The sequence below is a fragment of the Mycetocola zhadangensis genome, assembly GCF_003668565.1.
GTDB classification, from domain to species: domain Bacteria; phylum Actinomycetota; class Actinomycetes; order Actinomycetales; family Microbacteriaceae; genus Mycetocola_A; species Mycetocola_A zhadangensis.
On record NZ_RCWJ01000003.1, the window covers coordinates 305,634 to 330,843 of the forward strand.

At 65.0% G+C, this 25,210-nt stretch carries 24 protein-coding genes; 8 read left to right on the forward strand and 16 right to left on the reverse strand.

Annotation, left to right across the window (positions count from 1 at the left end):
- Nucleotides 1–10: 10 nt before the first annotated feature.
- The 12 genes from D9V28_RS12120 to D9V28_RS12175 all read right to left on the reverse strand — a co-directional run bounded on the left by D9V28_RS12120 (nt 11) and on the right by D9V28_RS12175 (nt 13,268).
- Complete coding sequence (locus D9V28_RS12120; protein WP_121659990.1) at nt 11–1,927, reverse strand: beta strand repeat-containing protein; 1,917 nt, start codon at nt 1,925–1,927, stop codon at nt 11–13.
- A gap of 89 nt (nt 1,928–2,016) precedes the next feature.
- Nucleotides 2,017–2,976 (reverse strand): hypothetical protein, encoded by a 960-nt coding sequence (locus tag D9V28_RS12125; RefSeq protein WP_121659991.1) that lies wholly within the window; start codon nt 2,974–2,976, stop codon nt 2,017–2,019.
- Nucleotides 2,977–3,093: 117 nt separating this feature from the next.
- Nucleotides 3,094–3,621: a hypothetical protein gene (locus tag D9V28_RS12130; RefSeq protein ID WP_121659992.1), complete on the reverse strand. Its 528-nt coding sequence runs from the start codon at nt 3,619–3,621 to the stop codon at nt 3,094–3,096.
- Between the two features lie 167 nt (nt 3,622–3,788).
- Complete coding sequence (locus tag D9V28_RS12135) at nt 3,789–5,165, reverse strand: hypothetical protein (protein ID WP_147440985.1); 1,377 nt, start codon at nt 5,163–5,165, stop codon at nt 3,789–3,791.
- A gap of 54 nt (nt 5,166–5,219) precedes the next feature.
- Nucleotides 5,220–5,777, reverse strand: coding sequence for a histidine phosphatase family protein (locus D9V28_RS12140; protein ID WP_183086523.1), 558 nt, complete (start codon nt 5,775–5,777; stop codon nt 5,220–5,222).
- Between the two features lie 439 nt (nt 5,778–6,216).
- Nucleotides 6,217–7,056, reverse strand: coding sequence for an ABC transporter ATP-binding protein (locus tag D9V28_RS12145; RefSeq protein ID WP_121659995.1), 840 nt, complete (start codon nt 7,054–7,056; stop codon nt 6,217–6,219).
- 47 nt (nt 7,057–7,103) lie between these two features.
- A complete protein-coding gene (locus D9V28_RS12150; RefSeq protein ID WP_121659996.1) occupies nt 7,104–8,183 on the reverse strand; it encodes a FecCD family ABC transporter permease in 1,080 nt (359 codons plus the stop codon).
- Nucleotides 8,180–9,214, reverse strand: a complete 1,035-nt coding sequence (locus D9V28_RS12155; RefSeq protein ID WP_121659997.1) for a FecCD family ABC transporter permease — start codon at nt 9,212–9,214, stop codon at nt 8,180–8,182. Before D9V28_RS12155 ends, D9V28_RS12150 begins: the two co-directional genes overlap by 4 nt.
- Nucleotides 9,215–9,232: 18 nt before the next feature.
- Complete coding sequence (locus D9V28_RS12160) at nt 9,233–10,267, reverse strand: iron-siderophore ABC transporter substrate-binding protein (protein ID WP_121659998.1); 1,035 nt, start codon at nt 10,265–10,267, stop codon at nt 9,233–9,235.
- 91 nt (nt 10,268–10,358) lie between these two features.
- Nucleotides 10,359–11,345 (reverse strand): siderophore-interacting protein, encoded by a 987-nt coding sequence (locus tag D9V28_RS12165; protein WP_121659999.1) that lies wholly within the window; start codon nt 11,343–11,345, stop codon nt 10,359–10,361.
- Nucleotides 11,346–11,504: 159 nt separating this feature from the next.
- A complete protein-coding gene (locus tag D9V28_RS12170) occupies nt 11,505–12,071 on the reverse strand; it encodes a hypothetical protein (protein ID WP_121660000.1) in 567 nt (188 codons plus the stop codon).
- A 135-nt stretch (nt 12,072–12,206) separates the two neighbouring features.
- Complete coding sequence (locus tag D9V28_RS12175) at nt 12,207–13,268, reverse strand: ROK family transcriptional regulator (protein WP_147440986.1); 1,062 nt, start codon at nt 13,266–13,268, stop codon at nt 12,207–12,209.
- Nucleotides 13,269–13,487: 219 nt separating this feature from the next.
- Between D9V28_RS12175 and D9V28_RS12180 the strand changes: the two genes are divergently transcribed.
- The 7 genes from D9V28_RS12180 (at nt 13,488) to D9V28_RS12210 (ending at nt 20,602) form a co-directional block, all read left to right on the forward strand.
- Nucleotides 13,488–14,798: an ABC transporter substrate-binding protein gene (locus tag D9V28_RS12180; protein ID WP_121660002.1), complete on the forward strand. Its 1,311-nt coding sequence runs from the start codon at nt 13,488–13,490 to the stop codon at nt 14,796–14,798.
- Nucleotides 14,785–15,750, forward strand: coding sequence for a carbohydrate ABC transporter permease (locus tag D9V28_RS12185; protein ID WP_121660003.1), 966 nt, complete (start codon nt 14,785–14,787; stop codon nt 15,748–15,750). Before D9V28_RS12180 ends, D9V28_RS12185 begins: the two co-directional genes overlap by 14 nt.
- Nucleotides 15,747–16,562, forward strand: coding sequence for a carbohydrate ABC transporter permease (locus D9V28_RS12190; RefSeq protein ID WP_121660004.1), 816 nt, complete (start codon nt 15,747–15,749; stop codon nt 16,560–16,562). The genes D9V28_RS12185 and D9V28_RS12190 overlap by 4 nt, the downstream gene beginning before the upstream one ends.
- The gene (locus D9V28_RS12195) at nt 16,562–17,812 is read left to right on the forward strand and encodes a Gfo/Idh/MocA family protein (protein ID WP_121660005.1); all 1,251 of its coding nucleotides are present in this window, start codon (nt 16,562–16,564) and stop codon (nt 17,810–17,812) included. Before D9V28_RS12190 ends, D9V28_RS12195 begins: the two co-directional genes overlap by 1 nt.
- 30 nt (nt 17,813–17,842) lie before the next feature.
- Nucleotides 17,843–19,111: a glycoside hydrolase family 16 protein gene (locus D9V28_RS12200; protein ID WP_121660006.1), complete on the forward strand. Its 1,269-nt coding sequence runs from the start codon at nt 17,843–17,845 to the stop codon at nt 19,109–19,111.
- 70 nt (nt 19,112–19,181) lie between these two features.
- A complete protein-coding gene (locus tag D9V28_RS12205) occupies nt 19,182–19,814 on the forward strand; it encodes a hypothetical protein (protein ID WP_121660007.1) in 633 nt (210 codons plus the stop codon).
- Between the two features lie 113 nt (nt 19,815–19,927).
- The gene (locus D9V28_RS12210; protein WP_121660139.1) at nt 19,928–20,602 is read left to right on the forward strand and encodes a FadR/GntR family transcriptional regulator; all 675 of its coding nucleotides are present in this window, start codon (nt 19,928–19,930) and stop codon (nt 20,600–20,602) included.
- A 14-nt stretch (nt 20,603–20,616) separates the two neighbouring features.
- Here the strand turns inward: D9V28_RS12210 and D9V28_RS12215 are convergent, their stop codons facing one another.
- From D9V28_RS12215 to D9V28_RS12230, 4 genes are read right to left on the reverse strand one after another with little or no spacing between them, the layout of a single operon-like run.
- On the reverse strand, nt 20,617–21,027 hold the full coding sequence (locus D9V28_RS12215; protein WP_121660008.1) for an RbsD/FucU family protein: 411 nt from the start codon (nt 21,025–21,027) through the stop codon (nt 20,617–20,619).
- Between the two features lie 21 nt (nt 21,028–21,048).
- The gene (locus D9V28_RS12220) at nt 21,049–21,900 is read right to left on the reverse strand and encodes an amidohydrolase family protein (RefSeq protein WP_121660009.1); all 852 of its coding nucleotides are present in this window, start codon (nt 21,898–21,900) and stop codon (nt 21,049–21,051) included.
- Entirely contained in the window at nt 21,897–22,853 is a 957-nt protein-coding gene (locus tag D9V28_RS12225; protein WP_121660010.1) for an aldo/keto reductase, read from the reverse strand. Before D9V28_RS12225 ends, D9V28_RS12220 begins: the two co-directional genes overlap by 4 nt.
- The gene (locus D9V28_RS12230; protein ID WP_121660011.1) at nt 22,850–24,151 is read right to left on the reverse strand and encodes an L-fuconate dehydratase; all 1,302 of its coding nucleotides are present in this window, start codon (nt 24,149–24,151) and stop codon (nt 22,850–22,852) included. Before D9V28_RS12230 ends, D9V28_RS12225 begins: the two co-directional genes overlap by 4 nt.
- A gap of 150 nt (nt 24,152–24,301) precedes the next feature.
- On the opposite strand from D9V28_RS12230, the gene D9V28_RS12235 reads away from it, so the two are divergent.
- A complete protein-coding gene (locus tag D9V28_RS12235) occupies nt 24,302–25,150 on the forward strand; it encodes a fumarylacetoacetate hydrolase family protein (RefSeq protein WP_121660012.1) in 849 nt (282 codons plus the stop codon).
- Nucleotides 25,151–25,210 lie beyond the last annotated feature (60 nt).

Below are 25,210 nucleotides of genomic sequence, written 5' to 3' on the forward strand. Positions count from 1 at the left end.
GCGCAGCGTTTTACTTGCGAGCGGCGCGCTTCCGAGCGATCATCAGCACCGCAGCGCCGATGAGCAGGAGGAGTGCGGAGAGGGCGATGAACACGCCGACGTCGTTCGCTCCCGAGGTGGCGAGAACCGTCGAGGTGGCAGCGGATGCCGTTACACCGTCGGTGCTCATCGTTGCGGAGGCGGTTGCAGCGAACTCACCGGTTGTTGCCGAGTCGGCCGGCACTGCCGGGTCGGTCTCGTCGACCGGGGTGGTCGGGTTCACCGGAGTGGTCGGGTCCGTCGGGTCGACCGGCGTGGTCGGGTCCGTCGGGTCGACCGGTGTCGTCGGGTCCGTCGGGTCGACCGGTGTGGTCGGCGTCGTGGGGTTGGTGACCGGGCCGGTTGTTTCCGTGTCACCGATCACGCTGATGGCGTTGCCGCCGATCGTGATGGGCAGGTCGATCACCGGAGCGATGATCGTTCCACCGAGAATCCCGTCGTCGCCCGAGGTGCCAGCGTCCGCACCGGGTGCGGCAGGAGTTGCACCGGAGACGTCGGTTGCAGCGCCGTCGGAGGACGAGTCGCCGATCAGGCTGATGCCGTTGCCGCCAACCGTGACAGGGAGGCTCACACCAGGCGACACCAGGGTGCCACCGAGGACGCCGCCGTCACCCGAGGTACCAGCACCCGCCGCAGGAGCAGCAGGAGCGGCACCGGCAACGTCAGTAGCCGAACCGTTCGAGGACGAGTTGCCGATCACGCTGATGCCGTTGCCACCAACGGTGACCGGAAGAGCAGCGTCAGGCGACACCAGGGTGCCACCGAGGACGCCGCCGTCACCCGAGGTACCAGCACCCGCCGCAGGAGCAGCCGGAGTTGCACCGGCAACGTCGGTAGCCGAACCGTTCGAGGCCGAGTTGCCGATCACGCTGATCGCGTTGCCACCAACGGTGACCGGAAGAGCAGCGTCAGGCGACACCAGAGTGCCACCGAGAACGCCGTCGTTACCCGAGGTACCAGCACCCGCCGCAGGAGCAGCAGGAGTTGCACCGGCAACGTCAGTAGCCGAACCGCTCGAGCCCGAGTTGCCGATCACGCTGATCGCGTTGCCACCAACGGTGACCGGAAGAGCAGCGCCGGGCGACACCAGGGTGCCACCGAGGATCCCGTCGTTACCCGACGTGCCCGAGCCCGTTGTTCCGGCAGAGGGAGCCGACGAAGCGGTTCCGGCGTTAGCCTGCGATCCGTTCGTTGTCGAGTCGCCCAGCAGGCTGATCGCGTTTCCGCCGACCGTGACGGGCAGGGTCACCGACGGGGCCACGAGGCTTCCACCGAGGATGCCATCGTCGCCGGAGGTCGCCGACCCGGTGTTGCCAGCTGCGGGGGCTGCGGTGCCGCCGGCGGTTGAACCCGCCGAGGTCGAGTCGCCGAGCAGGCTGATCGAGTTGCCGGCAACGGTGACCGGTACGGTGACCACCGGGGCGACGTTCGTTCCGCCACCCACGCTGTCGTTACCCGATGTCTCCGATGCAGCCGGAGCTGCGACGGGAGCCGGCGCCGGAGCATCCGTTGTCGAATTTGATGTCGTGGTGTCGCCGACGACCGAGACGGCGTTACCGCCGAGGTTCACCGGAATCGAGATGAGCGGCGCGGCGTTGGTGCCACCGAGCACGCTGTCGTTGCCCGACGTTGTCGGAGCGGGAGCGGCCGGAGCCGCCGGAGCCGCAGGAGCCGGAGTGGTCGCTCCGGTTGAGGCGGCGTCGCCGAGCAGGCTGACCGACGTTCCATTGAGCGTGACCGGGACCGACACAAGAGCGTCGACGACGGTGCCGGACAGAATGCTGTCATCACCGGTTGATTCGGCCGCTGTGGCCGCTGTGGCGCCGAGAACAGTGAGTCCTCCGGCGAAGAGGACGCCGTAGAGGCACCTCGCAATGTTGCGATTCATGAGCTGATACTCCTAAGTGAAATAACGGATGCTTCCTCGAACGAGGAAAGGAATGGTTCGGTGTCTGCAGAGCGCAGACCGAACCTCCGTTAGTCAGGAGTTGAGCCGAGGTCCCGAACCGGGAACGACGGGATAACGTCATTTCCGGCGCGGGAGAGCAGGGAACCCGAGAGGAGGGCAGCCGTCTCGGTCCCTGCAAGTGTTGCGACGAATCCGGCACCGGCCGGCCCGCCAGAAGAAGCTGAACCCGCTGCGTTCGGCGCGGCGGGAAGGGGTGCATCGCCCACAGGCAGCTGCGGCGCTGAGGCCGGTGCGGTGGGCTCGACTGTCGCGGACGAACCGCTCGCCGTTGCGGCCGTCTGAAGCGAGGCTGCCCAGTCGGCTGCGTTGAAGGTTGCTTCTGAGGTGGCGCCTGATGCGGCCTCGGCGGTCGCGGATGCGGACGCTTCAATGGCTGCGGCGGCGGCCTCAGCGGCGGAAAGTTCGGGAGCAACGCTTGGGTCGCTCGCGCCGGGAAGCACGTCTCCCGGCACCGTCACGTCGGGCAGCGGAAGCGCGGCTCCCGGGGTGCCCACCACGTTGCCGAGCGAGTCGTCGACGACGCCAGTGATCGGGGTGACAACGTCGGCCACCGGAGTCGATCCGACGACATCCGATACAACGGGCACCGCGGCAACGATCGGGTCGACGATCTGCGCAACCGGGGTGACGATGGCGGTGACCGGCTTGGCCTGAACGACCTGGTCAACCGTGTTCACGACCTTCGGAACGACGGCGACGACGCGATCGACGGGCTGCGGAGTGACCTCGGTCACCGTGTTCACGACGGTCGAAACCGCGGATCCGGCGGACTGCGTCACCGCTCCAAGCGGCGCTTCAACGGCAGAAACGACACCGCCGACAACACCGCCGAGCAGGCTGTCGTTCTCGTCGGCTCTGGCCGATTCGGATGTCATCATCCAACTGGCGAGAACCCACACGACGGCGAGACCCAGCGAAGCGAGAAGAAGGCGCAACACGGAGAATGCTCGGTACCCTGATTGGTCCATTGCACTCACCCCCCGATAGCGCCTTCGCTCACCTTTGCACAGTCTGCACAGATGCGCAATGCATCAAAAGCCCTTGTGGGCGAGCAGGTGTTTTTGGTAGGGCCCCGATGGTAACCGTCAGCGGGTCAGCCCGTTTGCCTCGGCGAAAGTGTCGGGAATGTCTCCACCGTTCGAGAAAACCGTGCAAAACAGGCTCGTTTGCAGGTCGTATTCCGCCTGCCCCAACTCGTCCAGCCGGGTTGTCGCACCCTCACCAACCTCGGCGTAGTCGCGCAACTCGTCCTCCGACCGCAACACCGTGCGCAGCGAGATCGTCTCGATCGTCTTGCCAGCACCCGGCACCTCGACCTCGGTGTCGTCGATGAGCCCCGACTCCTCGTAGCGACCAGCGACGTCCGCATACTCGCCCCAGATCTTGTTCTGGTCGTAAACCCCTGACTCATACGCCGCGCACTCGATCGCCGCAAGCTCCTCGAGCAGACTCGCCTCGGTCAGCTCGACGCTCGCGTCAGCCGGAGCCGCTGTCGCCCCATTCGCCGCCGCTTCGGGCGCACTGCTGCACCCGGCCAGCATCGCTCCAACAAAAACCATCAGAACTGCGGATGCCACGGGGCCGGTTGCAGAACGCACGGCGGGTCGGTTCATGTCAGGTGCTCTTTCTCGGGAAGCCAGGAAAACTGCTCTGCGCGCACGCGCATGATCTCAGCACGCATAATGCCCCGCGCGCGAGCCGAGCTTATCCGGTGGCCGCACCGGTTCCGGGTGGGTTGCGCCCGGACTTCGTTACAGAGTTATAACGGCAGGAGGAATCGTCAGGCAGCAGGCTCGGTGTCGACAGGCGGTGCCGGGTCGACGGGCGGCACCGGGCTGTCCGGCGCCGGGGTTACCGGGTTGGTTGTCGCTGGAGGATTCGACGGTTGGGTAGACCTCGGGGGCGTTCGCGGCGTCGTCCGCGGAGTCGCGCGCGGCGCAGTTTCAGCATCGGTGTCCGGCTCGACGGTGTCGATCGCGTCGAGTCGAGCCTGCTCAGCCTGCAGTGCCGCCGCGGCGACGGCGTATGCCTGCAGTTCGGTCACACCGGGCTGGCCGGCCTCGATGGCTTCGGTCAGACCGGTGACCGCCGACGTGACGGCGCCGGCCAGTGCGGGCGCCGCATCCGGGTTAACGGCGATCACCGCTGTTGCCGTCGCCGGAATGGTCGCACCGAATGTCGCGAGCGCCGCGGCGAAGGTGTCGCGCGTCGTTGTAAGAGAGGCGAGCGCGTCGGAGGCGATCTCAGCTTCACTCTCGAGCAGTTGCGCCTCGGCGTCGAGTCCGTTGATGCCGCGAGCGAGTTCTTCGACCGTCGATTCCTCGCTGAGTTTCTGGTCGGCGGCCGGGATGTCGAGGTCGGGTGCTGGCACAACCTGGGCCGCGATGCTTGATTCGAACTCGACGCGGGCAGTCTCGGCTGCGGCGCGGGAAGGCTCATCCGAGATCCCGGCAACGGCGGCGAGCGCTGTCGCAGCTGCCGCGTTCAGTGCCGTCGACTCCTCGTGCAGGGCGGTGAACGCCTCGATGTCCGTCTCAGCGGCGGTTGCAACACCGTCGAGCTCCTTCTGCTGAGACTGGTAGGCCGCAAACATCGACTGCTCAACGGTGGGGTCCTGGCTCTTTTTCCAAAGCAGGGCGCCGACAACGATCAGCGAGATGACAGCGAGGCTGGCCACAACAATCGTGAGTGTGCGGCTGCCGTCATACCGGCCGGGGGTGCGCTGGCGTCGCCGCACCGACCTCGTCGGCTTGGCCGGGCGCTTCTTGTTGCGCTGTTCAGGCGCGGGCTTGGGCGCTTTCGCGGGCTTGGCAGCTTTGGGAGGCTTCGGCGCGTTCCGAGGCTTGGGCGCCTTCGAGGGTTTGGCAGCTTTCGGAGGCTTCGGCGCTTTCGAGGGTCTGGCAGCTTTCGGAGGCTTGGGTGCCTTCGCGGACCGCGCCTTGCGTCCGGTCACGGCGAGCGGCTTCACCGGGGTCAGTTCAGCGTTCGCGCGCCGGGCTTCACGGGTGTTGAGCGTCGACGGCAGCGGCGGAATCAGCGGGCTCGGTGTCGAGCTCGACGGGCCGGGCGGCGTGGACACGGGCTGCCGGGCGTTGCGATCGGGTGTGCCAGCCACCAGTTTCCTCCCCCAAGGTTGAGCGACGACTGACGCGCTCACCGAGCCAGACTACCCCGACGACCGGTCGCGCACGGAAACGCGGTGCCTTCCGGATCAGCTCGCTGCGGTGACCACGGGGTTCGGCAGCAGGTCCCAGTTTCCGTCGGAGTACTCGAGCCGCACCATCTCGGCATTGCCGACACCCCCGATGTCGGCGCCGGTGAGCGCCCGCACCGCCGCCCGGATGAACGCGCCGTGCGACACACAGATCACATTGCCCGGCACGCGCACGATCACCTCGTTCAGGTATCGCGCCGCCCGCTCCTCAACCTCGTCGGGGGTTTCACTTCCCGGGTACGGCTCCTCACCCCACCGCGCTTTCGCATCGGTGACGATCTCGCCCTCGGCCTGCCCAAAACTGCGCTCGATCAGGCCTTCCGCCGGATCCCCTAGACGGATGCCACTGGCAACACTCAGCGTACGTGCCGTCTCCCATGCGCGCCCGAGTGGTGAGCTCAGAATGAGTGACCACTCAGCAGGGTCGAGACTCGCGGCGAGCGCAGCGGCCTGCTCAACCCCGGTGTCATTGAGGGCGATGTCGGCGCGTCCCTGCAACCGACGTTCACGATTCCAGTCGGTCTCTCCGTGGCGGATCAGCGCTAGTTGGGTCACCGGCCCACCATAACCGACACGATGTGAGCAACGGCTGAGCGGTAATCGGCAATTTACATTCCGCACCATCGACTCACGGGAGCTCGCGTTGCTGACGCACGCCCGTGGCATCCGCTCGCCGTGACGTTAAGCATGCGCGACGCCGCCGCCCGCTGAGTTGCCACACTATGTCGCTCGACCGCGATTTGAGCGACACAGTGCGTCCTGTCCCCGACATCGTTGGACGGGGGTCGGGGCGGCGGACGCATGCTCCACGTGTGGCTCAGGGTGATTCACTCGCTCGAGCCAACCCACATGGCGACCGACCAGATCGAGACGTCCCAAGTGGCTGTTCAGATCGAACCGGAACAGCCCTTTGGGCCGACTCGATCGAGGCAACGACCCTTTGGGCCGACTCGTTCGACGCAGCGACCCTTTGGGCCGACTCGATCGACGCGGACTACGGCCGCGCCCGCCCCGCCTGCGGCACGACCATCGGAGTGCCTGTGACCGGGTCGGCGATGATGACACACGGCAACCCGAACACCTCTTCGACCAGCTCCGCCGAGAGGATCTCGCCCGGGTCACCCTCGGCCACGATGCGTCCGGCTTTCATCACCACGAGGTTCGTGGCGTACCGCGCGGCCTGGTTGAGGTCGTGCAGCACGGCGACGAGGGTGCGCCCCTGAAGATGCAGCTCCGCACACAACTCGAGCACCTCGAACTGGTGCGCAATGTCGAGGAACGTCGTTGGCTCGTCAAGCAACAGCAGGTCGGCCTGCTGCGCGAGCACCATGGCGATCCACACCCGCTGCCGCTGCCCGCCAGACAGTTCGGACACATACCGCTCAGCCAGCTCCGTGCACCCGGTCGCCGCGAGCGCCTCTACCACGGCAACCTCATCGGCGTGCGACCACTGCTGCAACAGCCCCTGGTGCGGGTACCGCCCACGCCCGACCAGGTCCCGAACGGTGATCGCCTCAGGCGCGATCGGGCTCTGCGGCAGCATCGCCAGCTCACGCGCGACCGCCTTGCTCCGGTACGAGTCGATCGGCTTACCGCCGAGCAGCACGGCGCCCGACTGCGGTGACAGGGTGCGCGACAGCGCCTTGAGCAGGGTCGACTTGCCGCAGGCGTTCGGTCCGACAATGATGGTGAACCCGCCATCGGGCAGGTCGATCGACAGGTCCTCGACCACGACACGTTTGTCGTAGGCCAGGCGCAGGTTGCGAGCGGCGAGCCGAGTTTCGGACGGTACAGCGGATGCCACGCTTCCCGTTCCCGATTTCCCTCGACTCATTGCTCCAGTTTCCTTCACTATCCCGTGTCCGGACTCCACGCGTGTCATTAGATCGTCCCTTTCCGCCACTGGGCGATCAACAGGTAGCCGAGGTAGATACCGCCGAGAATCGCGGTGAGCACCCCGACCGGCAGCGTCACCGGGAGCGGCAACTGCTGGGTGAGCAGGTCAGCGAGGCTCAGCAGGAGTGCACCCATGAGCGCGCTGGTCAGGATGTTGGGTCCGGCGCTCCGGCTGATCCGCCGGGCGATCTGCGGCGCGACCAGGGCGATGAACGAAATAGGTCCTGCGACACTCACCGCGGCTGTGGCGAGTCCGATGGCGACCACAATCGACAGGGCTCGAGCGGAATGCGACCGTGCGCCAAGAGCATCCGCTTGCTCGTCCCCCATCTCGATCAGCTGCAGGCGTCGACTGAGCAGCAACGCACACGGGATGAGCACGACGATCGCAATCCAGATGGTGGCGGCGTGATCCCAGTCGCGGGCGGCCAGGCTGCCGTTGAGGTAGGTCGCGAGCACCGTCGCCTGCTCGCGGCCGGCACGCACGAGCACCCACTGCACGAACGCGAGGGACATGGCGGACACGCCGATACCGATGAGCAGCATGCGTGAGGGTGACGAGAACCCGGTGCCCGTTCCGAAGAAGACGAGGGACATCGCGACGAACGCGCCGACCAGCGCGCCGACGGGCAGCGGCAGGATGCCCGGCCACATCAGGCCGAACGCTGCGGCGCCCGCCGAGGCTCCCGCGGTGAGGCCGATCACGTCGGGGCTGCCAAGCGGGTTGCGGGTGACGGTCTGGAACAGGGCGCCAGACACGGCGAGGGCTGCGCCTGCGGCGATACCGACGACGAGGCGCGGCCCACGGAAGGCAGTGAGCACGATCTCGTCGCGCCCCTCCCCCTCACCGAGGAGCGTCGGCACTAAGTCGCCGAGCGCGATGCCCAGTTTGCCGAGGGTGAGGGTGAGGAGACCGGTGACCAGGACCGCCAGGATCAGGATGCTACCGAGCACCAGCGAGCGCGGGCGCACGGGCAGGCTCAGCCAGCTGCCGACCCGAAGAACCGGTCGGTGCCGGCGCGGGGCAGCGAGGGACACTTCCCCGGTGAGGGTGGCGCCGGTCATGCGGCTGTCCTCATCCGGCGAACGGCGAGCAGGAGGATCGGTCCACCGACGAACGCGGTGATCACGCCGACCATCAGTTCGGCCGGGCTCACGAGAATGCGACCGATGATGTCAGCGGCGAGCAGCAGTGCTGCGCCAGCGACGAGGCAGTACGGAAGCAGCCAGCGGTGGTCGGCGCCGGTGACACTGCGCACGATGTGCGGAACGGCGAGTCCGACGAACGAGATCGGTCCGACAGCCGCGGTGGCCGCAGCGCAGAGCAGGGTGGTTGCGACAGCGCCGAGGATCCGGGTGCGGCCAACGTGGGCGCCGAGCGCCCGTGCTGTGTCGTCACCGAGGGCGAGCGCGTTGAGCGAACCGCACAGGGTGAGGGCGAGCACGAGCCCGATCACGATAAACGGGAGGATGTCGAGGATGAGCTGGGGGTCACGGCCGGCCAGCGAGCCGATCACCCAGAACCGGTACGCGTCGAACACCCTGGGCAGGCTGAGCGATACGGCCTGGATGTAAGCGGCAAGCACCGACCAGACGACAACACCGGCGAGCACCAGACGCACCGGGGTGGCCCGACCACGGCCTGTGCCGATCAGGTACACCACGATCACGGCCAGGAACGCCCCTGGCAGGGCGACCCAGACGCTTGTGCTCCCGGCGATCCCGAGCGCCGTTGCGGTGACGATGGCCGCGGCTGCCCCGGTGTTGACACCGAAGAGGCCGGGGTCGGCCAGCGGGTTGCGGGTGAGGCCCTGCATCACCCCGCCGGCGACGGCGAGCGCCGCTCCGACGAGAAGACCGAGGATCGTGCGCGGGATCCGGCTGGCGATGACGGCATCGGCATAGCTGTCGCCGGGGGCGAACAGCGCGTTCCACACGTCTGGCAGCGGAATGTACTTGTTACCGACCGCGAGGCTGAGCATCGTGATGAGCACGAGCGCCACAGTTGTGACGACGAGCCCGATCGCGAGCCTCGGTGTACGACGACGAGCGCCGGGGGAAATCCCGGCGCTCGTCGTCGTCACTGTCGCGGTCATGGTCTCAGCAACTGGAGGTTACTTGGCGACCTTCGCGACAGCATCCGAAATCATCGGAATGTACTTGTCGAGAGCCCACGGCACGCTCAGCGGCGTGATCATGCTCGACGCCATTCCGAGCTGGTTGTCGACGCTCGGCACGTAAGCACCGCTCTGGAAGGCGGGAATCTGCGCGAACAGCGGCTGCGCCTCGATGAGCTTCTGGTTCTCCTCGTCGTTGTACCAGGTGAAGAGCACCTCGACGTTGTTGAGCAGGTCGGCGCGTTCGAGCCCGACGGTCGAGCTGAAGCTGCCCTCGGTGAGCGGAACCTCTGCGACCGTCTCGTCCATCGTCAGGCCGAGGCCCGAGATCAGGTCAACGCGCGAGTCGCCCGCCTGGTAGAGCGCGAGGGCGCCCGGCTCAGCGGTGTAGACGTAGGCGAAGTTCACGCCTTCGAACTCGGGGTGCTCCGCAGCGGCCTCGGCGATGTCGTCTTCGATACCGGTGATGAGGTCGGCTGCCTCGTCGCTCTTGCCGAGCGCCTTGCCGATGATCTCGATCTGCTCATCCCAGGTGGTGCGCCAGGCGGAGTCGGGGTATGCCACGACGGGGGCGATCTCGCTCAGCGTCGCGAACTCATCTTCAGAGATGCCGGACTGCGGGGCAAGGATCAGGTCGGGTGCGAGCTCGAGCACTGCCTCGACGTCGATCTCCGGGTACACGTTGAACGTGGTCGGCAGTTCGTCGCCCTTTTCCTCGATCGCCTCGCGGACCCACGGGAAGTACAGGTCCTCGTCGCCACCCCAGGTCGCTGCCTCGACACCGACGGGCGTCGTACCGAGTGCGATGGCCGTGTCAGCCGAACCCCAACCAATGGTGACCACGTTCTTTGGTTCGCTTTCAATCACCGCGTCGCCGAGGGCGCTTTCAATGGTGACCGGAAATGCGGAACTGTCGGATGCCGGAGCATCCGCTTTCTCATCTCCGCTTGCGGAGCAGCCGCTGAGCACGAGCACGCTCGCGGTTGCAGCGGCCAGGACAGTGGCGCCTCGGGTGAATCGGGTGGTGCGCATCGGGAATCCCTTCGAAGAGATGCGGGGTTTTTAAGCAGACGGATGCCACGTGGCACTGTCGTCCTGGGGGTTTTGCTGGTTTGCGGCTGGTTTAGCTTTCGGCGCGACCCACACGCCAGTAGCCCATGAAGGCGACCTGGGAGCGGTCGAGACCGGTGTCAGAGACGAGGAAACGGCGCAGAGTTTTGATGACACCGGCTTCACCGGCGAGCCAGGCGTAGAGACCGCCGGAGTGGCAGGTTGGTTCTGGCACTTCCCAGAGGATGCCGTTTTCGATGTCGACATCGGCCAGGCGCTCGCCCCGGTGGGCGTCTGTGACGAAGCTGTCTGTCCAGGCACGAACCGCTGGGTCAAGCGCTGAGCCGTGCGGCGCCTCGTTGCGGGCCAGCCAGGTCACGTGAACACCTTCTGGGGCGTCAATCGGAAGAGCGTCGGCGATGGTAGGCACCTCGATGAAGGCGCAGCCTTTCGCATCGCGGGGCATCGACGAGACGATCGAGCAGATGGCTGGGGCCGCGGTTTCGTCGCCGGCGAGCAGCACGTGTGTTGCGTCGCCAGGCTTCCACTCCACTCCGGAGACCAGTCCGTCGGTGCGGAGTGTCGGGCCGACGATGATCAGCTCGTCTCCGGGTGTTGCTGAGGTCGCCCAGCGTGAGGCCGGACCCGTGTCACCGTGGGCCACGAAGTCAATGTCGACCTCGCGCAGCTCGGGGCGGACCGCACGAACCGTGTAGGTGCGGAGCGGGTTGCGCAGCTCATCTGGGAGCTGTCGCCACGCGTCGTACCAGTTGGACTCGTCGAGCGGGGTGAAGCCGATCCCGGGGAGCGGAAGCATGACTTTGACGCGCTGGTCGAGTCCGTCTGTGCCGAACTCGCCGAGCTCAGCGCCGGTGAACGTGATGCGCAGGAAGGTGGGCGTCAACCGCTCAATGCGTGCGACCGAGACCGCGAATGGGCGTGCAGCAGGTTTGACCGGACGGGCGGGCCGCGTTCCGACGGGGATCGCCGAGGCGCGCAGCGCGGCACGCGATGCGAAAGGCGCTGGTGCGGCGATCGGGGCTTCCGTCGTAGTAAGCATTGCCTAAGTATGGCATGCCTAACCTCACTTCTGTTCAGCTTGATTCGACGTCGAGGTATCCCGGGCGTGGCGTGCGGTCAGCCACGAACGCGAACGTGCCAGTTGCCGCGCGCGGCCTGCTTGACCGCCCGCCACAACTGGCACGTTCACTCGAAACGGCTAGGAGAAGTTCCCCTTGCGGAACATACGCGCCGTCGTCTCGAACAGGCCCTTCACCGGACGCTGCTGCTCACCCTGCTGCGCGCCGAGCACGATGATCACGAGGGTCAGCGCCGGGGTCACCCACTGGAGCACCTTCTGCATCCGTTGGGCAGTTTTCATCCCTTCGGGCGCATCGGGCTTCGGCTCGGTGATTCCCTCGGCGCCTTCCTCGGCGTTGTTGTCGATCACCTTGCCGAGAACGCCGGAGACGACGGACGTTCCAACGGCGGCCATCGTGAGGCTGAACTTCACTTTCGTGTTGATGCGGCTCTCTTCCTGGTTCTTGAGCCTCTCCTTGTTGCTCAGGATGAGGCCGACGCCGCCGATTCCGTGGACGATAATGGCCGCGAGTTCAACCGGGAACCACCGCCACCAGCCGACCGAGGCGAGGTGAAGCCCCTCCGACGACGATTTTGCCTTGGCGGTGGCGCCGTTGAGAGCGACGGCTCCCATCAGCGTGCCTCCAAACCACGCGGCGAGGCCGACATCGTGCATGCTGCGAACAACTGTGTTGCGACTGGGCATCGAACTATTCTCCTTTGAACGGGTAAATGTCCAAGGGAACCTACGCTGCGAAACTTCGAGGCGGGAGGGTCTTGACAGGTCGCGAGATGCGCACCGGTACCGATTAGGTCCGCTGCGCCGGCCGCGAATGTGACATCAGGAGGGAACCGAGGGCTCGGCGAGCGGGCCCGTCCGGCGGAATGCGGCAAGCGACTCCTCGACGGCACCGCGGGCGGATGGCTCTACATCCACGGCCGCAAAGGCCAGCTCGGGCGGGTCGAGCGACACGGCAGCGAGCGCCGCACGCAGCGGCCGCGCGAGAACGTCCCCGGCCTGCGCGGCCGGCCCGGCAAGCACAACAAGTTCCGGGTCGACCGCCAGGGCAAGGAGCGCGAGCCCCTCCCCGATCGACCCGGCGATCTCCTCGATGATGGCAACAGCCGTCGCTTCGCCATCTCGGGCGTCACGAGCCAGGGCCCCGAGCGACCGCTCGTCGTTCTTGATGGCGGACTCGACAGCTCCGGCCCACCGAATCGCGTGCGAGGCGCCGAGTTCCCCTGCCGCGCCCGTCGCACCGATCTGCAGCGAACCACCCATCACAATTCCCGCCGAGATGCGCCGCCCGACCGACAGATAAACAAAATGACTCGATCGGGATGATCCGGCTCGGAGTTCGGCAACGGTCGCGAGCTTCACGTCATTACCGAGTGCAACGGCGGCACGCGGATACCGACGCGACAATTCGCCGACGATGTCAGCGCCGACCCACTCGGGAACGACGGTCGACTGCCGGAGCCTGCCCTCGGGGTCCACCACACCCGGGACCGCGACAGACAGGCCGTAGACCGGGGGCACGGAGGAGAGGTCACCGAGAGCCCGCTGAATAGCCGAGTCGATGGCGTCGACGGCGACGACCGGATCGCTCAGGTCATCGAACTCGGTGCGGCGACTGACGACGATATCGCCCGCCAAGTCAGCGACAAGAACCGTCGTTGAGTGCGGCCCCGCGTCGACGCCGATGCCAACTCCCGCTGTGCGTTCGAACCGAAAACGGCGCGCCGGCCTGCCCGCTCCGCGAGTGGGTTCGTCTCCGAATGCTGGAGTCACCCACCCCTCCTCAACCAGGTCGGCGAGGGCGCTCGACACCGTCGGCCGTGACAGCTGGGTGAGGTCGGAGAGCTCAGTGACCGTGAATTCACGGTCGGGCTCGTTGGTCATTCCACGGAGCAGGCTGCGCGTATTGAGGCGTCGGAGTGTAGCCACATCGCTGCCGGGACCATGGACATTCGTCACGAGACTCCTCTGTTGCTCGAAGAGCTTAGAACGGATGCTTCCAAGTCACATATTGACACAACCATCGATAATAGATAACTTCATTTCGAAACTTCCCTTCATATTCGGGTTTCCATTCCCCACCTCACCGACGAATCGAGATTCATGCAACGCCGCATCCTCCACCCAGCCCTCGCCTTTGCAGCTGCAGCCCTGGTTCTCACCGGTTGCGCTCCCGGCGGGACGGCCGGAAGCGCACCTGCCTCCGCCGAGAAGCCGAGTACAGACCTCGGATCCGAAGAAATCACGCTCAGCCTGATCTCAACCCCGGAGTCAGGCGCCTCAACCAAGGCGACGATCGCCGCGTTCGAGAAGGAGTACCCGAACGTCACAGTCGAGTACCAGCAGACCAACTACGACGACTACAACAAGAGCGTCAACCTCGAGCTGAACTCCGACAAGGCTCCGGACATCGCACTTCTCAACAGTGTCAACAACACGGTGAAGAACGGACTCGTGCTTGACCTCGATCCATACGCCGGGCTGTACGACTGGACCGACAAGTACCCGGAGAACCAACTGAACCAGTGGCGGGTTGGCGAAAACGGAACGACACTTGGTGACGGCCCGCTGTACGCGGCACCCGCCGGGTTCTCCGAGGTCGGTCTCTACTACAACAAGCGCATCGCGGCCGAGCTTGGCATCACCGCTCCGACGACATTCGCTGAGTTCGAGGAACAGCTCGCCACTGCGGCGGCCGCTGGAGTCCTTCCGCTGCAACTCGGCAACGCCGAGGGACACGCCAGCTTCCTGGTGCAGAGCATCGGCCAGTCGACCGACGGCGCCGGCGCATACGCAGACTGGGCGTTCGGCAAGAGCGGATCTACCTTCGACACCGAGGGCAACCGCAAGGGCGCCGAAGCGCTGGCTGACTGGGCAGCGAAAGGATGGATCCCCTCTGACGCCAACGGAGTGAACCTCCAGGGCGCCGTCGACGCGTTCGTCTCCGGGAAAGGACTGTTCCTCGTTGATGGCAACTGGGACGCATCGAAGATTGCGGAAGGCCTCGGAGCCGACGCAGGATTCGTTCCGTTCCCCGGCGACAACGTCACGGCGATCGGCACATCCGTTGCGTACGCCATTTCCTCCTCCACGGAGCACCCGAACGCTGCAGCAGCCTTCCTGAACTTCCTCGGTTCACCCGAAGCGTCCGCTAATCAGTTCGAGCAGGGCTTCATGCCTCTGGACCCGACCGCAGCAACACCCGAAGAGGGAACCCTCCAGGCTGACCTGGTCAGCGCATGGTCGAAGATCTCGGAAGCTGACGGTCTCGTCGGCTTCAACAACAACGCGAGCCCGACGATGAACGACACTCTCACGGCAAGCAGCCAGGAGCTGCTCGCCGGACGCGCTACCCCGGATGAGTTCCTCGCCGCGGTCCAGGCTGACTGGGACGAGACTCATGGCGGTAACTAACACTGCGCCCGCGGCCCTCGTTCGAGAGCCGGCAGGAGCGGCGGGCACAGCCCGCCGCTCCCCCGCAACACCCGCGAGGAGGTCCCGCAAACGGCGGGACCGCCTCGCGGCGCTCGCCTTCATCGGTCCGGCCTTCGTCGCCTATGGCCTCTTCATCGCGGCGCCCTGGGCACACAGCGTCTGGATTTCACTCTTCGAATGGGACGGCATTGGCCCGTCCACGTGGGTGGGTCTCGACAACTATGTCAAGGTCCTGACCGACCCCGAACTCGTCGGCGCCCTGCGCAACGGCATCGGGCTGATCTTCTTCTACACGGTGCTGCCGATTGGCCTCGGCCTCGTCCTTGCCGCGCTCTTCGCCGCGGCACCCGGACGTGCAAGCGGTTGGCTGCGCACCTTGCTCTTCCTGCCGCAGATCATGCCGCTCGTCGCGGTCGGAGTGATCTGGCGTTACCTCTACTCGGGTGATGGCCCTGTCAACCAGGTGCTTGAGGTCTTCGGGCTCGGTGCCGTGACGCGTGCGTGGCTCGGCGACTTCGACACGGCATTCCTGGCTGTCGGAATCGTTGGAACCTGGGTGACCACCGGTCTCTGCACCCTCCTTCTCTTCACAGGTATGCAGAAGATCGACAGGTCGCTCTACGAAGCCGCGCAACTCGACCGTTGCGGACCCGTTCGACAGTTCCTGCACGTCACCATCCCCGGAGTTCGGGCTGAAATTGTCGTCGCGACAACGGTCACCATCATCGCCGCGCTCGCGAGCTTCGATGTCATCTTCGTCACGACCGGCGGCGGTCCAGGCACGGCAACCATCGTCCCCGGCGTCCTGATCTACCGGCTCGTCTTCACCTCAAACCAGGTCGGCCTCGCCTGCGCGCTTGCGACCGTCCTCAGTGTCCTGATCATGGTCATCGTCGCGGTCATCGGCCGAATCGGAAAGGAACGTTCATGACGACCGCATCACGACTCACCTCGCGCGCCTTCCTCGTCGTTGCCGGCCTGACGGTACTCATCCCGTTCCTCGCCATCCTCAGCGCAGCACTGCAGCCGACGACAACCCTCGTGCCGAGACTCGAGTGGCCCACCAACCCGCAGTGGGGAAACTTCGCGGAGGCATGGACATCAGCCGGGTTCGGAAGCCTGCTCCGGTCGAGCTTTCTCATCGCCATCACAGTGGTCCCTGTGACCCTCGTGCTCGCGACGCTCGCCGGCTACGGGATGGCGATGTTCCGCTTCCGAGGACGCGGACTTCTCTTCGCCTTTTTCATCGCCGGACTCACCCTCCCGTACGAGGCCATCGTCATTCCCCTGTACTTCGATCTGCGCAGCGTCGGACTGATCGACACCTACTGGGCGGTCATCCTGCCACTCATCGGTGCGTTTATGCCCTTCGGTATCTTCTGGATGCGCTCGCACTTCGAATCCATCCCGGCAGAACTGTCGGAGGCCGCGGAGATCGACGGCGCATCGCGCATGCGGATCCTGTTCCAGGTGCTCCTGCCGACCGCGCGGCCCGCACTGACCACCCTCGGACTGTTGACATTCATGTGGGCGTGGAACCAGTTCCTCCTCGCGCTTATCTTGCTTCGGGACCCAGCCATGAGAACTGCACCGTCCGGGCTCGGCACATTCGTTCAGCAGTACGGCGAGAACGTTCCCCTGCTCGCGGCGGGCACCCTGATCGTGATCGCCCCGATTGCGCTTCTGTTCCTCGCCTTCCAGCGCCAGTTCATCAGCGGAATGCTGCAGGGGGCACTGAAGTGATGCGCCTGATGATCGTCGGCGCCGGCTCACGTGGCCTCAACTACGCGACCCTCGCTCACCAGTCCGGCCGCGCGAACGTCGTCGCCGTCGCCGAACCGGACGAAACCCGGCGGACCCTGTTCGCGCGGCAGTTCGGACTCGACCCATCGATGGTGTTCTCGTCCTGGCCTGAGGCGCTCACGCATCCACGCGTCGCCGACGCGGTCGTCATTGCGACGCCGGACAACGCCCATGTTGAGCCGGCCATCGCGTTCGCTGATGCTGGTTTCCACATTTTGCTCGAGAAGCCGATGGCACCGACGGAAGCGGAAAGCCTGCGCATCGTTGAAGCGGTGGAGCGCAACCGCGTCATGCTCCAGGTCTGCCATGTCCTTCGTTACAGCAGCTACACAAAGATGGTCAAGGACATCATCGACCGGGGTGACATCGGTGACATCGTCTCGATCGAGCACCTCGAGCCGATCGGCTGGTGGCACTTCGCTCATTCGTACGTTCGCGGCAACTGGCGCAACGAGGAGAGCTCAAGCCCGATGATCCTCGCCAAGTCGAGCCACGATCTCGACTGGCTGAGCTACATCGTCGACCAGCCCATCACTCGAGTGAGCTCTTTCGGCGGGCTTCGCCATTTCACGCCGGCCAATAAACCCGTCGATGCGGCCAACCGTTGTCTCGACTGCCCTCTGATCGCGTCGTGCGCGTACTCGGCGCCAAAGATCTACTCACGATTCCTGGGCGACCCGGTGGGCGAGCGCTGGCCACTGTCGGTGTTGAGCACCGATGTGAGCGCCGACGGGCTGCACCGCGCATTGGAGACGGGCCCATACGGCGAGTGCGTCTACAACGGCCAGAACGACGTGGCCGATCACCAGGTGGTGAACTTCGAACTCCGTGACGGGGCGACCATTTCCTTCACGGTCACCGCCTTCACCGAACTCGACTTCCGCAAGACCCGCATCTTCGGCACCCTCGGCAGCATCGAGGGCGACGGACGCCGAATCGAGCTCACGGACTTCCGTACCGCGCAAATCACCACGCGTGACGTCCCGATGGAGGGTGGGGCGAGCGCCGCGGACGGCCACGGCGGCGCGGACGCCGAACTCATCTCCCACTTCCTCGACACCCTCGAATCGGGCGATGTTGATGCCGCGCTTCGACACGCCCGCCAGAGCCTGTACTCACACCAGCTCGCCTGGGCGGCGGAGAAATCCCGGCACACCGGCGCCGTTCTCACGCTCGATCCACCGAGATAGCACCACCCCATCCAAGGAAAGGTAGGTCCAATGAAGAACCGACTCGGCGCCGCAACAGTTGCTCTCGCAACGGCAGCGCTCCTCACCTCGACGGCGACACCCGCGTACGCGGCGGACGCTCCGCCGAACCCGCCATCAAAATCCGGGTACACCCTCGACTGGGCCGAGGAGTTTTCAGGCTCGAGCCTCGACACCTCGAAGTGGTCTCCGTACTACCTGCCGCACTTCGCAGACGTGCGCGAGGACGCGAAGGGCAGATACTCGATTGCTGACGGTGTGCTCACCCAGCGTGTGGATCAGGACCAGAAGCCGTGGAGTCCCAGCTGGGACGGCACCGTGCGCAGTTCGGCTCTGCAGACTTACAACGCCAACTGGTGGCACAAGTTCAGGGCGGACAGCCAGCTTGAGCGCAATGAACCGACCTTCAACGGATATCAGACAAAGTATGGCTACATCGAGCTGCGAGCAAAACTCTCGACGGTCGGTGGCGGCGGACATCAGGCGCTCTGGCTCGTCGGAACGGAAGACACGACGAGCGGCTCGAATAACCCGGAGATCGACATGCTCGAGTCGTTCTTCTCACATGGGAACACCTGGCAGATCGCGTCCCACTCCTGGGGATCCCCCGATTTCAGCCCGGCTGACCGTTCCTGCGTCTGCGCCGTTCCTGGAACACCCAAGGGCGAGTTCCACAACTACGGCATGGAGTGGACGCCGACCGAGCTGAAGTTCTACTTTGACGGCACGCTGATCAAGACAATCGCTGACGCACCGAACCAGTCGATGGGCATCATTCTGAACATCTACACCGACGCCGGCTCGGGAGCTCATAACAACGTCTGGCCAAAGAGCTGGCAGGTGGACTACCTCCGGGTCTTCAAGAAGAACGGCGGGTACTACGAATACGAGACGATCAAAGACCGGCAGAATGGACGCCTCCTGAACATCGAGGGCAAGACTGGCCGCGTTGAATCGACCGCTATTCCGGCGACGGCGTGGAGCGCACAGTGGGTTCAGGAACGCACGGCCGACGGCTACGTCCGGTTCAAGAACCGCTGGACGGGTGCGTACATGCACACCGAAGGAGCAACCGGATACGTGCAGTCCGGCACTGCCGGAACGGGGTGGTGGTCGGCACAGTGGAAGAAGGAGATTGTCGACAGCCATTTCCGGTTGAAGAATCGGCAAACGAACGGCTACCTCCACGCCGAAACCGCCGAAAACGTCGCGCGGTATGGCAACGTCCCGAGCACGTCGTGGACGAGCCAATGGAAAATCAACCCGGCGCCGGTGAGCTGATCCGACGCACTAACTGAGCGGGAGGGGCCGGACGACATCCGGCCCCTCCCGTCACAATCCGAAGGCGATCATGCGCACAACCCAGACACCTCCTCTTCTTTGCCTGGCCCTGCTCGTCGGCGCACTTTTGGTTGGCTGCACTCCCGGTTCAGCCGGCGGCGAGGGAATCGGCGGTGACCCAGCGGCAAGCACACCAGCGCCTTCTCGCGCAGAGGGCCAAACGCTGTGGTCGGTTACGGGCACCGACGAACAACTCCCAGACGATGATCCTGACGTGCAGGCGGTCCGCACATTGATCACCGTGCACTCTGGTGTCATCGACAACCGCTCTCCCGAGAACATCGAGGCCTCCCTCGAAGAGGAGTTCGGTCTGTACACCCCCGAATTTGCGGCGACTCTGGACGGCGTCGACTGGCGAGAGACCGCGCTCGAGCGCGTGGCGTCGGGCGCCTCAGTGGTCGAACAGCGTGGGGTTGCCTGGATGCAATCCAGCATCGACGCCGAGCGCTCGACGGCCAGCGTGCAATACGAAAGCTACGTCGTCTTCACGGCGGGCGATGAAGCGTTCCTTCGGGATAACGGGATCACCCTCGGTGCGGAGTATCTCATGATCCGGGAGGTCACGGCAGCCGTTCACGACGGCGAATGGCTCATCAGTGGCATTCGAGAGTCGGGACTGCAACCCCGTACCAGCCCGGAGTAACTGCCGCTGTCGACCAGCTCCGACGACGACTGTTCGACCCATTCAGTGAACGACTACACGATTGTCCTGCGAGCGGCTATATAAGAGGAGTCCCGGAAGATATGCTCGTCAGCGTGGCAGTAACGGACGAGGCAATTCTCAAGATCAAGGAGATGATTCTCTCTGGAGAGCTCCGTCCAGGCGATCGGCTTCCCCCCGAGAAAGAACTTTCGGACCGGCTGGGTCTCTCGCGCAGCTCGATGCGGGAGGCGGTCAAGGCTCTCGAGGTGATTCGTGTTCTCGATGTGCGCCGCGGAGACGGAACCTACGTAACGAGCCTGGAACCGCGACTCCTTCTCGAGGCCCTGTCATTCGTCGTCGATCTCCACGGCGACTCGTCAATCCTTGAACTGTTCGCCGTGCGTCGGATCCTGGAACCCGCGGCCGTTGCGCTCGCCGCTGGACGAATCACGGATGCCACCATCGCAGAGCTGCGCAGCAAGATCGAGTCGATCGACACCCTGACCGATGTCGAGGGGCTCGTCGCCCACGACCTCGAGTTCCACGGATCGATTGTGGCCGCTGCCGAGAACGGTTATCTCTCCAGCCTCATCGAATCGCTCTCAAGCCACACGGTGCGAGCACGGATTTGGCGCGGCCTGACCCAGGAGAAGTCCGTGGAGCGAACACTCGCCGAACACCGCGGGATCGTCGATGCGCTCGAAGCCGGTGATGCCGGCCTCGCCCAGGCGCTGATGACCGTGCACATCGCGGGTGTCGAGCAATGGCTGCGTGACGCGGTCAGCTGAACTCTGCTTCCGGGCTAGTGCCCGACGAGTCCCTTCCGGACAACGACGCAGCCGTACTTGCGTGTCTCTCCGGCGCGGATGATCACATAGGCGTTTTCCGCAGCGTCGTAGAAATCGAAACGGTCGACGAATCGCGCGTCGCCCTCCTCGACCCGGGCCGCGGCGAGCAACTCTCGCTGAACGTCGAGAACGGTTCCGTCGGCCGATGTCATCAGATCGACGGCGGGGCTGTCGTCCAGAGGAAGAACGCTGCGCACCGCTTCGAGTACCGCCGGCGACGTTGCACCGGGGACAGTCACGAGCCGGTGAGCAAGACGTGCCGCCGGAAAATGAGCGTCGACAATAAAGACTGTGTCGGAGTGGCCCATCTCGTCCAGGTGTTTCAGCAGCTCACCGCTGAGTAGTGGATGAATTCCCTGCAGCATCGGTTGATCCTCTCGAATTGATCAGTTCGCTCGAACAGCGTAGACGCGGTGCGCCGTGCCGCCGAGAATAGCGTGTTGTTCTGTCGGGCTGAGCTCGGAGATGAGCGTGCTTATCGCCGTCCAGGTCGGCTCGTAGCCACCTGCCAGGACCGTCATCGGCCAGTCACCGCCGTACATCAGCCGGTCGGCGCCAAACGACTCAAGCGCGAAGTCGAACACCTCCCGAAGAGCGTCAGCTGTCGGCGGCGTGCTCGTCCGAGAGAGCGACGAGAGTTTACCCACCGTGTTCTCGCGTTCAGCGAACCGCTTCACGCCGCGCTTCCACGGGACGAAGCCCTCCTGCTCGCGCGGCGGCTTCGCCAGGTGGTCAAGCACGACCGTCAGTTGCGGCAGAGCAGAAGCGAGGCGTGAGGCCCGGTCGAGATGGCGTGGCCAGGCGTCGTGCACGTCAAAGGTGAGCCCACGTTCGGCCACAAGCGCGAGCGATGCACGCACCTCGGGCAGGTCGAGGAAGTCGTCGCGAGGATCATCATTCACCAGATGGCGAATGCCGCTGAACTTGGGGTTACGTGACCATCGATCAAGGTCCGCGCTCGCGGCATCCGTCGATTCCAAAGAAATCCAACCGACAACACCGAACACCCAGTCGTTCAGGTCAGCGACGTCAAGCATGAACTGCGTGTCGACCCGAGAGTCCTCGGCCTGCACCAGGATGGCCCCGTCCAGACCCGCCTGGCGAAGCTCCCGCTCGCCCTGATCGGCCGACCAGCTGGTGTTCAGCTCCCCAAACTGGGGCCCGAGCCAGTTGTACTCAGAGACGGTGAGATCCCAGAGGTGCATGTGCGCATCGATGCGCAACGGCCGAGCGTTCATTCGGGGATCAGTTCCCTGTCGACGAGGGCAGCCCACAGCTCGTTCGGGATGGTTTCCGTCATGCGGGCCGCGTTCTGCCTGACCTGGTCAGGGCTGCTTGCACCCATCACGAGAGACCGAACGGTGTCATCGCGGAGCGTGTACTGCAGCGCGGCTGTGGGGAGCGAAACGTCAAAGCTGTGGCACACCTCGGCGATCTCGCGTACCCGAGCGAGGAGCGCGTCTGGCACTCCCCCGTACTCGTACCTGTCGCCGGCGCTCGGATTGTCTGTCGCGAGCAAACCGGAGTTGAAGACCGAGGCGTTCACGATACCGACACCGTGAGCGCGGCACGTCGGCACGACCTCGGCCAGCGCCGGTTGTTCCGCGAGCGTATAACGACCGGCAACCATGAGCAGGTCGAGCGCGCCGGTGCGTGCCGAGGCGAGAAGCGCGGCGGTGTCCATCGATCCGACACCGATCGCCCGCGTGATTCCCTCGTCACGAAGGCCCGCGAGCGCCGGAATCGCCTGGTTCACACCGGCATCCAGGTCGCCGCGCTCAGGGTCGTGCAAATACAGCACGTCGAATCGATCGAGTCCGGTCCGCTCGAGGGATTCTTCAATACTCAAACGGATGCCATCGGCTGAGAAATCCCACACCCTCCGCGTTTCTGCAGGCACCAGAAAGTCGTTCTCAAGGTCGAGTTCGCCCTGCCACTCGGGGTTGGGCCGCACCAGACGGCCCACCTTCGTCGACACCACAAACTCCTCGCGCGGTTTCGTTGCCAGGAAGGCGCCGAGGCGCCGTTCTGACAGGCCGAGCCCATAGTGCGGAGCTGTGTCGAAGTAGCGAACACCCTCATCCCAGGCGGCGTCGAGGATCGCCCACGCTTCGTCGTCTGTCAGGGCCCGGAGGAGGTTGCCGAGATTGGCCGCGCCGAAACCCAGGCGCGGGATCGTGAAGTCCTTCATTTGCTCAGAATGTAGTCGGATTCGCTGAACACATACTCGGCGCGGCTCGCGGCCAGCATCTCCATGCCGTTGCCCGGTGCCGTCGGGGCATGGTAGCGGCCGTCCCGCATCTCCACCGGCGTGACGAAGTGCTCGTGCAGGTGATCGACGAACTCGATCACGCGGCCGTCCCGTGAGCCGGAGACAGCGACGAAGTCGAACATGGACAGGTGCTGCACCGCCTCGCAGAGCCCGACACCTCCGGCGTGCGGGCACACAGGCACGCCGAACTTCGCGGCAAGCAGCAGGATTGCGATGTTCTCGTTCACCCCGGCAACGCGGGACGCGTCGATCTGAAGCACCTGCAGGGCGTCCGCCTGCAGGAACTGCTTGAACATCACTCGGTTGGCCATGTGTTCTCCCGTGGCAACGGGGATGGGGTGGATACCGCGCGCTATGGCGGCGTGAGCCAGAATATCGTCTGGGTTGGTGGGCTCCTCAACCCACGCCACGTCGAACTCCGCGAGTCGGGACACCCACTCGATGGCCTCGTCCACACCCCACCGCTGGTTGGCATCCACCCCGATACGGATGTCGGGTCCGACTGCCTCGCGGGCCAGCCGCACCCGGCGAATATCCTCGTCAACATCGCCACCGACCTTGAGCTTGATCATGCTGAACCCGTCGGCGACGGCCTCCTTGGCCAGTCGCACCAGTTTCTCGTCGCTGTAACCGAGCCACCCCGGCGTCGTTGTGTACGCCGGGTAACCGTCAGCCGTCAGCTCGCGCTCCCGCTCGGAGCGGCCGGGCGCCGCGGATCGAAGAATGTCGAGCGCCTCGTCCCGGGTCAGCGCGTCGGTGAGGTAGCGGAAGTCGACGAGGTCGACGATCTCCTCCGGACTCATTCGGGAGAGCAGCTGCCAGAGCGGCAGGCCAGCGCGTTTGGCTTTGAGGTCCCAGAGCGCGTTGACAACAGCACCGATCGCCATGTGCATGACGCCCTTCTCCGGGCCGAGCCAGCGCAATTGAGAGTCCCAGACGAGCGAGCGCCAGGTTGCTCCCATGTCGTCGAGCAGCTCGTCGAGATTTCGACCGACCAGGATGTGCGACAGGGCGTGAATGCCAGCGACCTGCACGTCGTTACCGCGTCCGATCGTGAAAACGAAGCCGTGGCCCTCGTGTCCATCGTTGGCGTCGGTGACCACGCGAACGTAGGCAGCGGAATAGTCCGGATCAAGGTTCATCGCATCCGACCCGTCCAAAGACGTCGAGGTTGGGAAACGAATGTCGCTGACGTCAAGCGCAGTGATGGTGCTCACAGAAATTTCTCCTCGTGTAGCCTCTTACGATAAACATCGGATGTATAGGATGTCAATTGACAGGTTGGTTCGCCATCTTTCTCAAATCAGCGAGAAAGCTCGGACGTTCTTCGTTCCAAATTCAGCCTGCGCGATGAAGAGAGTTGCACCATGAAATTTGCTCGACTGGGCCCCATCGGCGCCGAGACACCCGCCGTCCTTTCCGAAGGAAACTACTTCGACCTTTCGTCTCTCACGGCGGACATCGACGGGGACTTCCTGGCCTCATCCCCGAGCGACGCGGTCGCACGAGCCCTCGAGGTCGGGTCGCTCCCGCAGATCAGCAACGCCTCTGAACTACGGATCGGCGCTCCCATCACCCGCCCGAGCGCGGTCATCTGCATCGGCATGAACTACGCAGCACACGCAGCAGAGTCCGGAGCACTCCCGCCGTCGGTGCCCATCATCTTCCTCAAGACACCCAATACGGTGGTCGGCCCGAACGACTCCGTCGAGATTCCGCCAAACTCAACGAAAACGGACTGGGAGGTTGAGCTCGGCATTGTGATCGGTAAGCGGGCGTCGTATCTCGACTCGCCCGAGAGCAGCATCGACCACATCGCGGGCTTCGTCGCGGCAAATGACATCTCCGAACGGGACTTCCAGATGGAGCTGTCTGGCGGCCAGTGGTCGAAGGGCAAATGCGCTCCCGGCTTCAACCCCACCGGCCCGTGGCTGGTGACACCCGATGATGTCGACTATCAGAACCTGGCCCTGAAAAGCTGGGTCAACGGCGAGGCTCGGCAGGACTCGACGACCGCGGACCAGATTTTCCCCGTTGATTTCATCGTGTGGCACCTCAGCCAGTTCCTGGCGCTCGAGCCGGGCGACCTGGTGCTCACCGGAACCCCCGAAGGCGTGGCGCTGTCCGGGCGCTTTCCCTACCTCGCCGCCGGTGATGTCTGCGAAATTGAGATCGAGGGCCTCGGCCGCCAGCGCCAGGAGTTCCGAGCCCACTAAGCACGCCCTCCGGCGTCCTTCCCTTGATCGACCCCCTCATCGACATCCGCAGCCCAAGGA

Excerpts from the sequence above, each read along its gene's own strand:
- D9V28_RS12120 (WP_121659990.1), bottom strand. The coding sequence starts at position 1,927 with ATGAATCGCAACATTGCGAGGTGCCTCTACGGCGTCCTCTTCGCCGGA.
- D9V28_RS12125 (WP_121659991.1), bottom strand. The coding sequence starts at position 2,976 with ATGGACCAATCAGGGTACCGAGCATTCTCCGTGTTGCGCCTTCTTCTC.
- D9V28_RS12130 (WP_121659992.1), bottom strand. The coding sequence starts at position 3,621 with ATGAACCGACCCGCCGTGCGTTCTGCAACCGGCCCCGTGGCATCCGCA.
- D9V28_RS12145 (WP_121659995.1), bottom strand. The coding sequence starts at position 7,056 with ATGAGTCGAGGGAAATCGGGAACGGGAAGCGTGGCATCCGCTGTACCG.
- D9V28_RS12150 (WP_121659996.1), bottom strand. The coding sequence starts at position 8,183 with ATGACCGGCGCCACCCTCACCGGGGAAGTGTCCCTCGCTGCCCCGCGC.
- D9V28_RS12155 (WP_121659997.1), bottom strand. The coding sequence starts at position 9,214 with ATGACCGCGACAGTGACGACGACGAGCGCCGGGATTTCCCCCGGCGCT.
- D9V28_RS12160 (WP_121659998.1), bottom strand. The coding sequence starts at position 10,267 with ATGCGCACCACCCGATTCACCCGAGGCGCCACTGTCCTGGCCGCTGCA.
- D9V28_RS12165 (WP_121659999.1), bottom strand. The coding sequence starts at position 11,345 with ATGCTTACTACGACGGAAGCCCCGATCGCCGCACCAGCGCCTTTCGCA.
- D9V28_RS12170 (WP_121660000.1), bottom strand. The coding sequence starts at position 12,071 with ATGCCCAGTCGCAACACAGTTGTTCGCAGCATGCACGATGTCGGCCTC.
- D9V28_RS12175 (WP_147440986.1), bottom strand. The coding sequence starts at position 13,268 with ATGACCAACGAGCCCGACCGTGAATTCACGGTCACTGAGCTCTCCGAC.
- D9V28_RS12180 (WP_121660002.1), top strand. The coding sequence starts at position 13,488 with ATGCAACGCCGCATCCTCCACCCAGCCCTCGCCTTTGCAGCTGCAGCC.
- D9V28_RS12185 (WP_121660003.1), top strand. The coding sequence starts at position 14,785 with ATGGCGGTAACTAACACTGCGCCCGCGGCCCTCGTTCGAGAGCCGGCA.
- D9V28_RS12190 (WP_121660004.1), top strand. The coding sequence starts at position 15,747 with ATGACGACCGCATCACGACTCACCTCGCGCGCCTTCCTCGTCGTTGCC.
- D9V28_RS12195 (WP_121660005.1), top strand. The coding sequence starts at position 16,562 with ATGCGCCTGATGATCGTCGGCGCCGGCTCACGTGGCCTCAACTACGCG.
- D9V28_RS12200 (WP_121660006.1), top strand. The coding sequence starts at position 17,843 with ATGAAGAACCGACTCGGCGCCGCAACAGTTGCTCTCGCAACGGCAGCG.
- D9V28_RS12205 (WP_121660007.1), top strand. The coding sequence starts at position 19,182 with ATGCGCACAACCCAGACACCTCCTCTTCTTTGCCTGGCCCTGCTCGTC.
- D9V28_RS12215 (WP_121660008.1), bottom strand. The coding sequence starts at position 21,027 with ATGCTGCAGGGAATTCATCCACTACTCAGCGGTGAGCTGCTGAAACAC.
- D9V28_RS12220 (WP_121660009.1), bottom strand. The coding sequence starts at position 21,900 with ATGAACGCTCGGCCGTTGCGCATCGATGCGCACATGCACCTCTGGGAT.
- D9V28_RS12225 (WP_121660010.1), bottom strand. The coding sequence starts at position 22,853 with ATGAAGGACTTCACGATCCCGCGCCTGGGTTTCGGCGCGGCCAATCTC.
- D9V28_RS12235 (WP_121660012.1), top strand. The coding sequence starts at position 24,302 with ATGAAATTTGCTCGACTGGGCCCCATCGGCGCCGAGACACCCGCCGTC.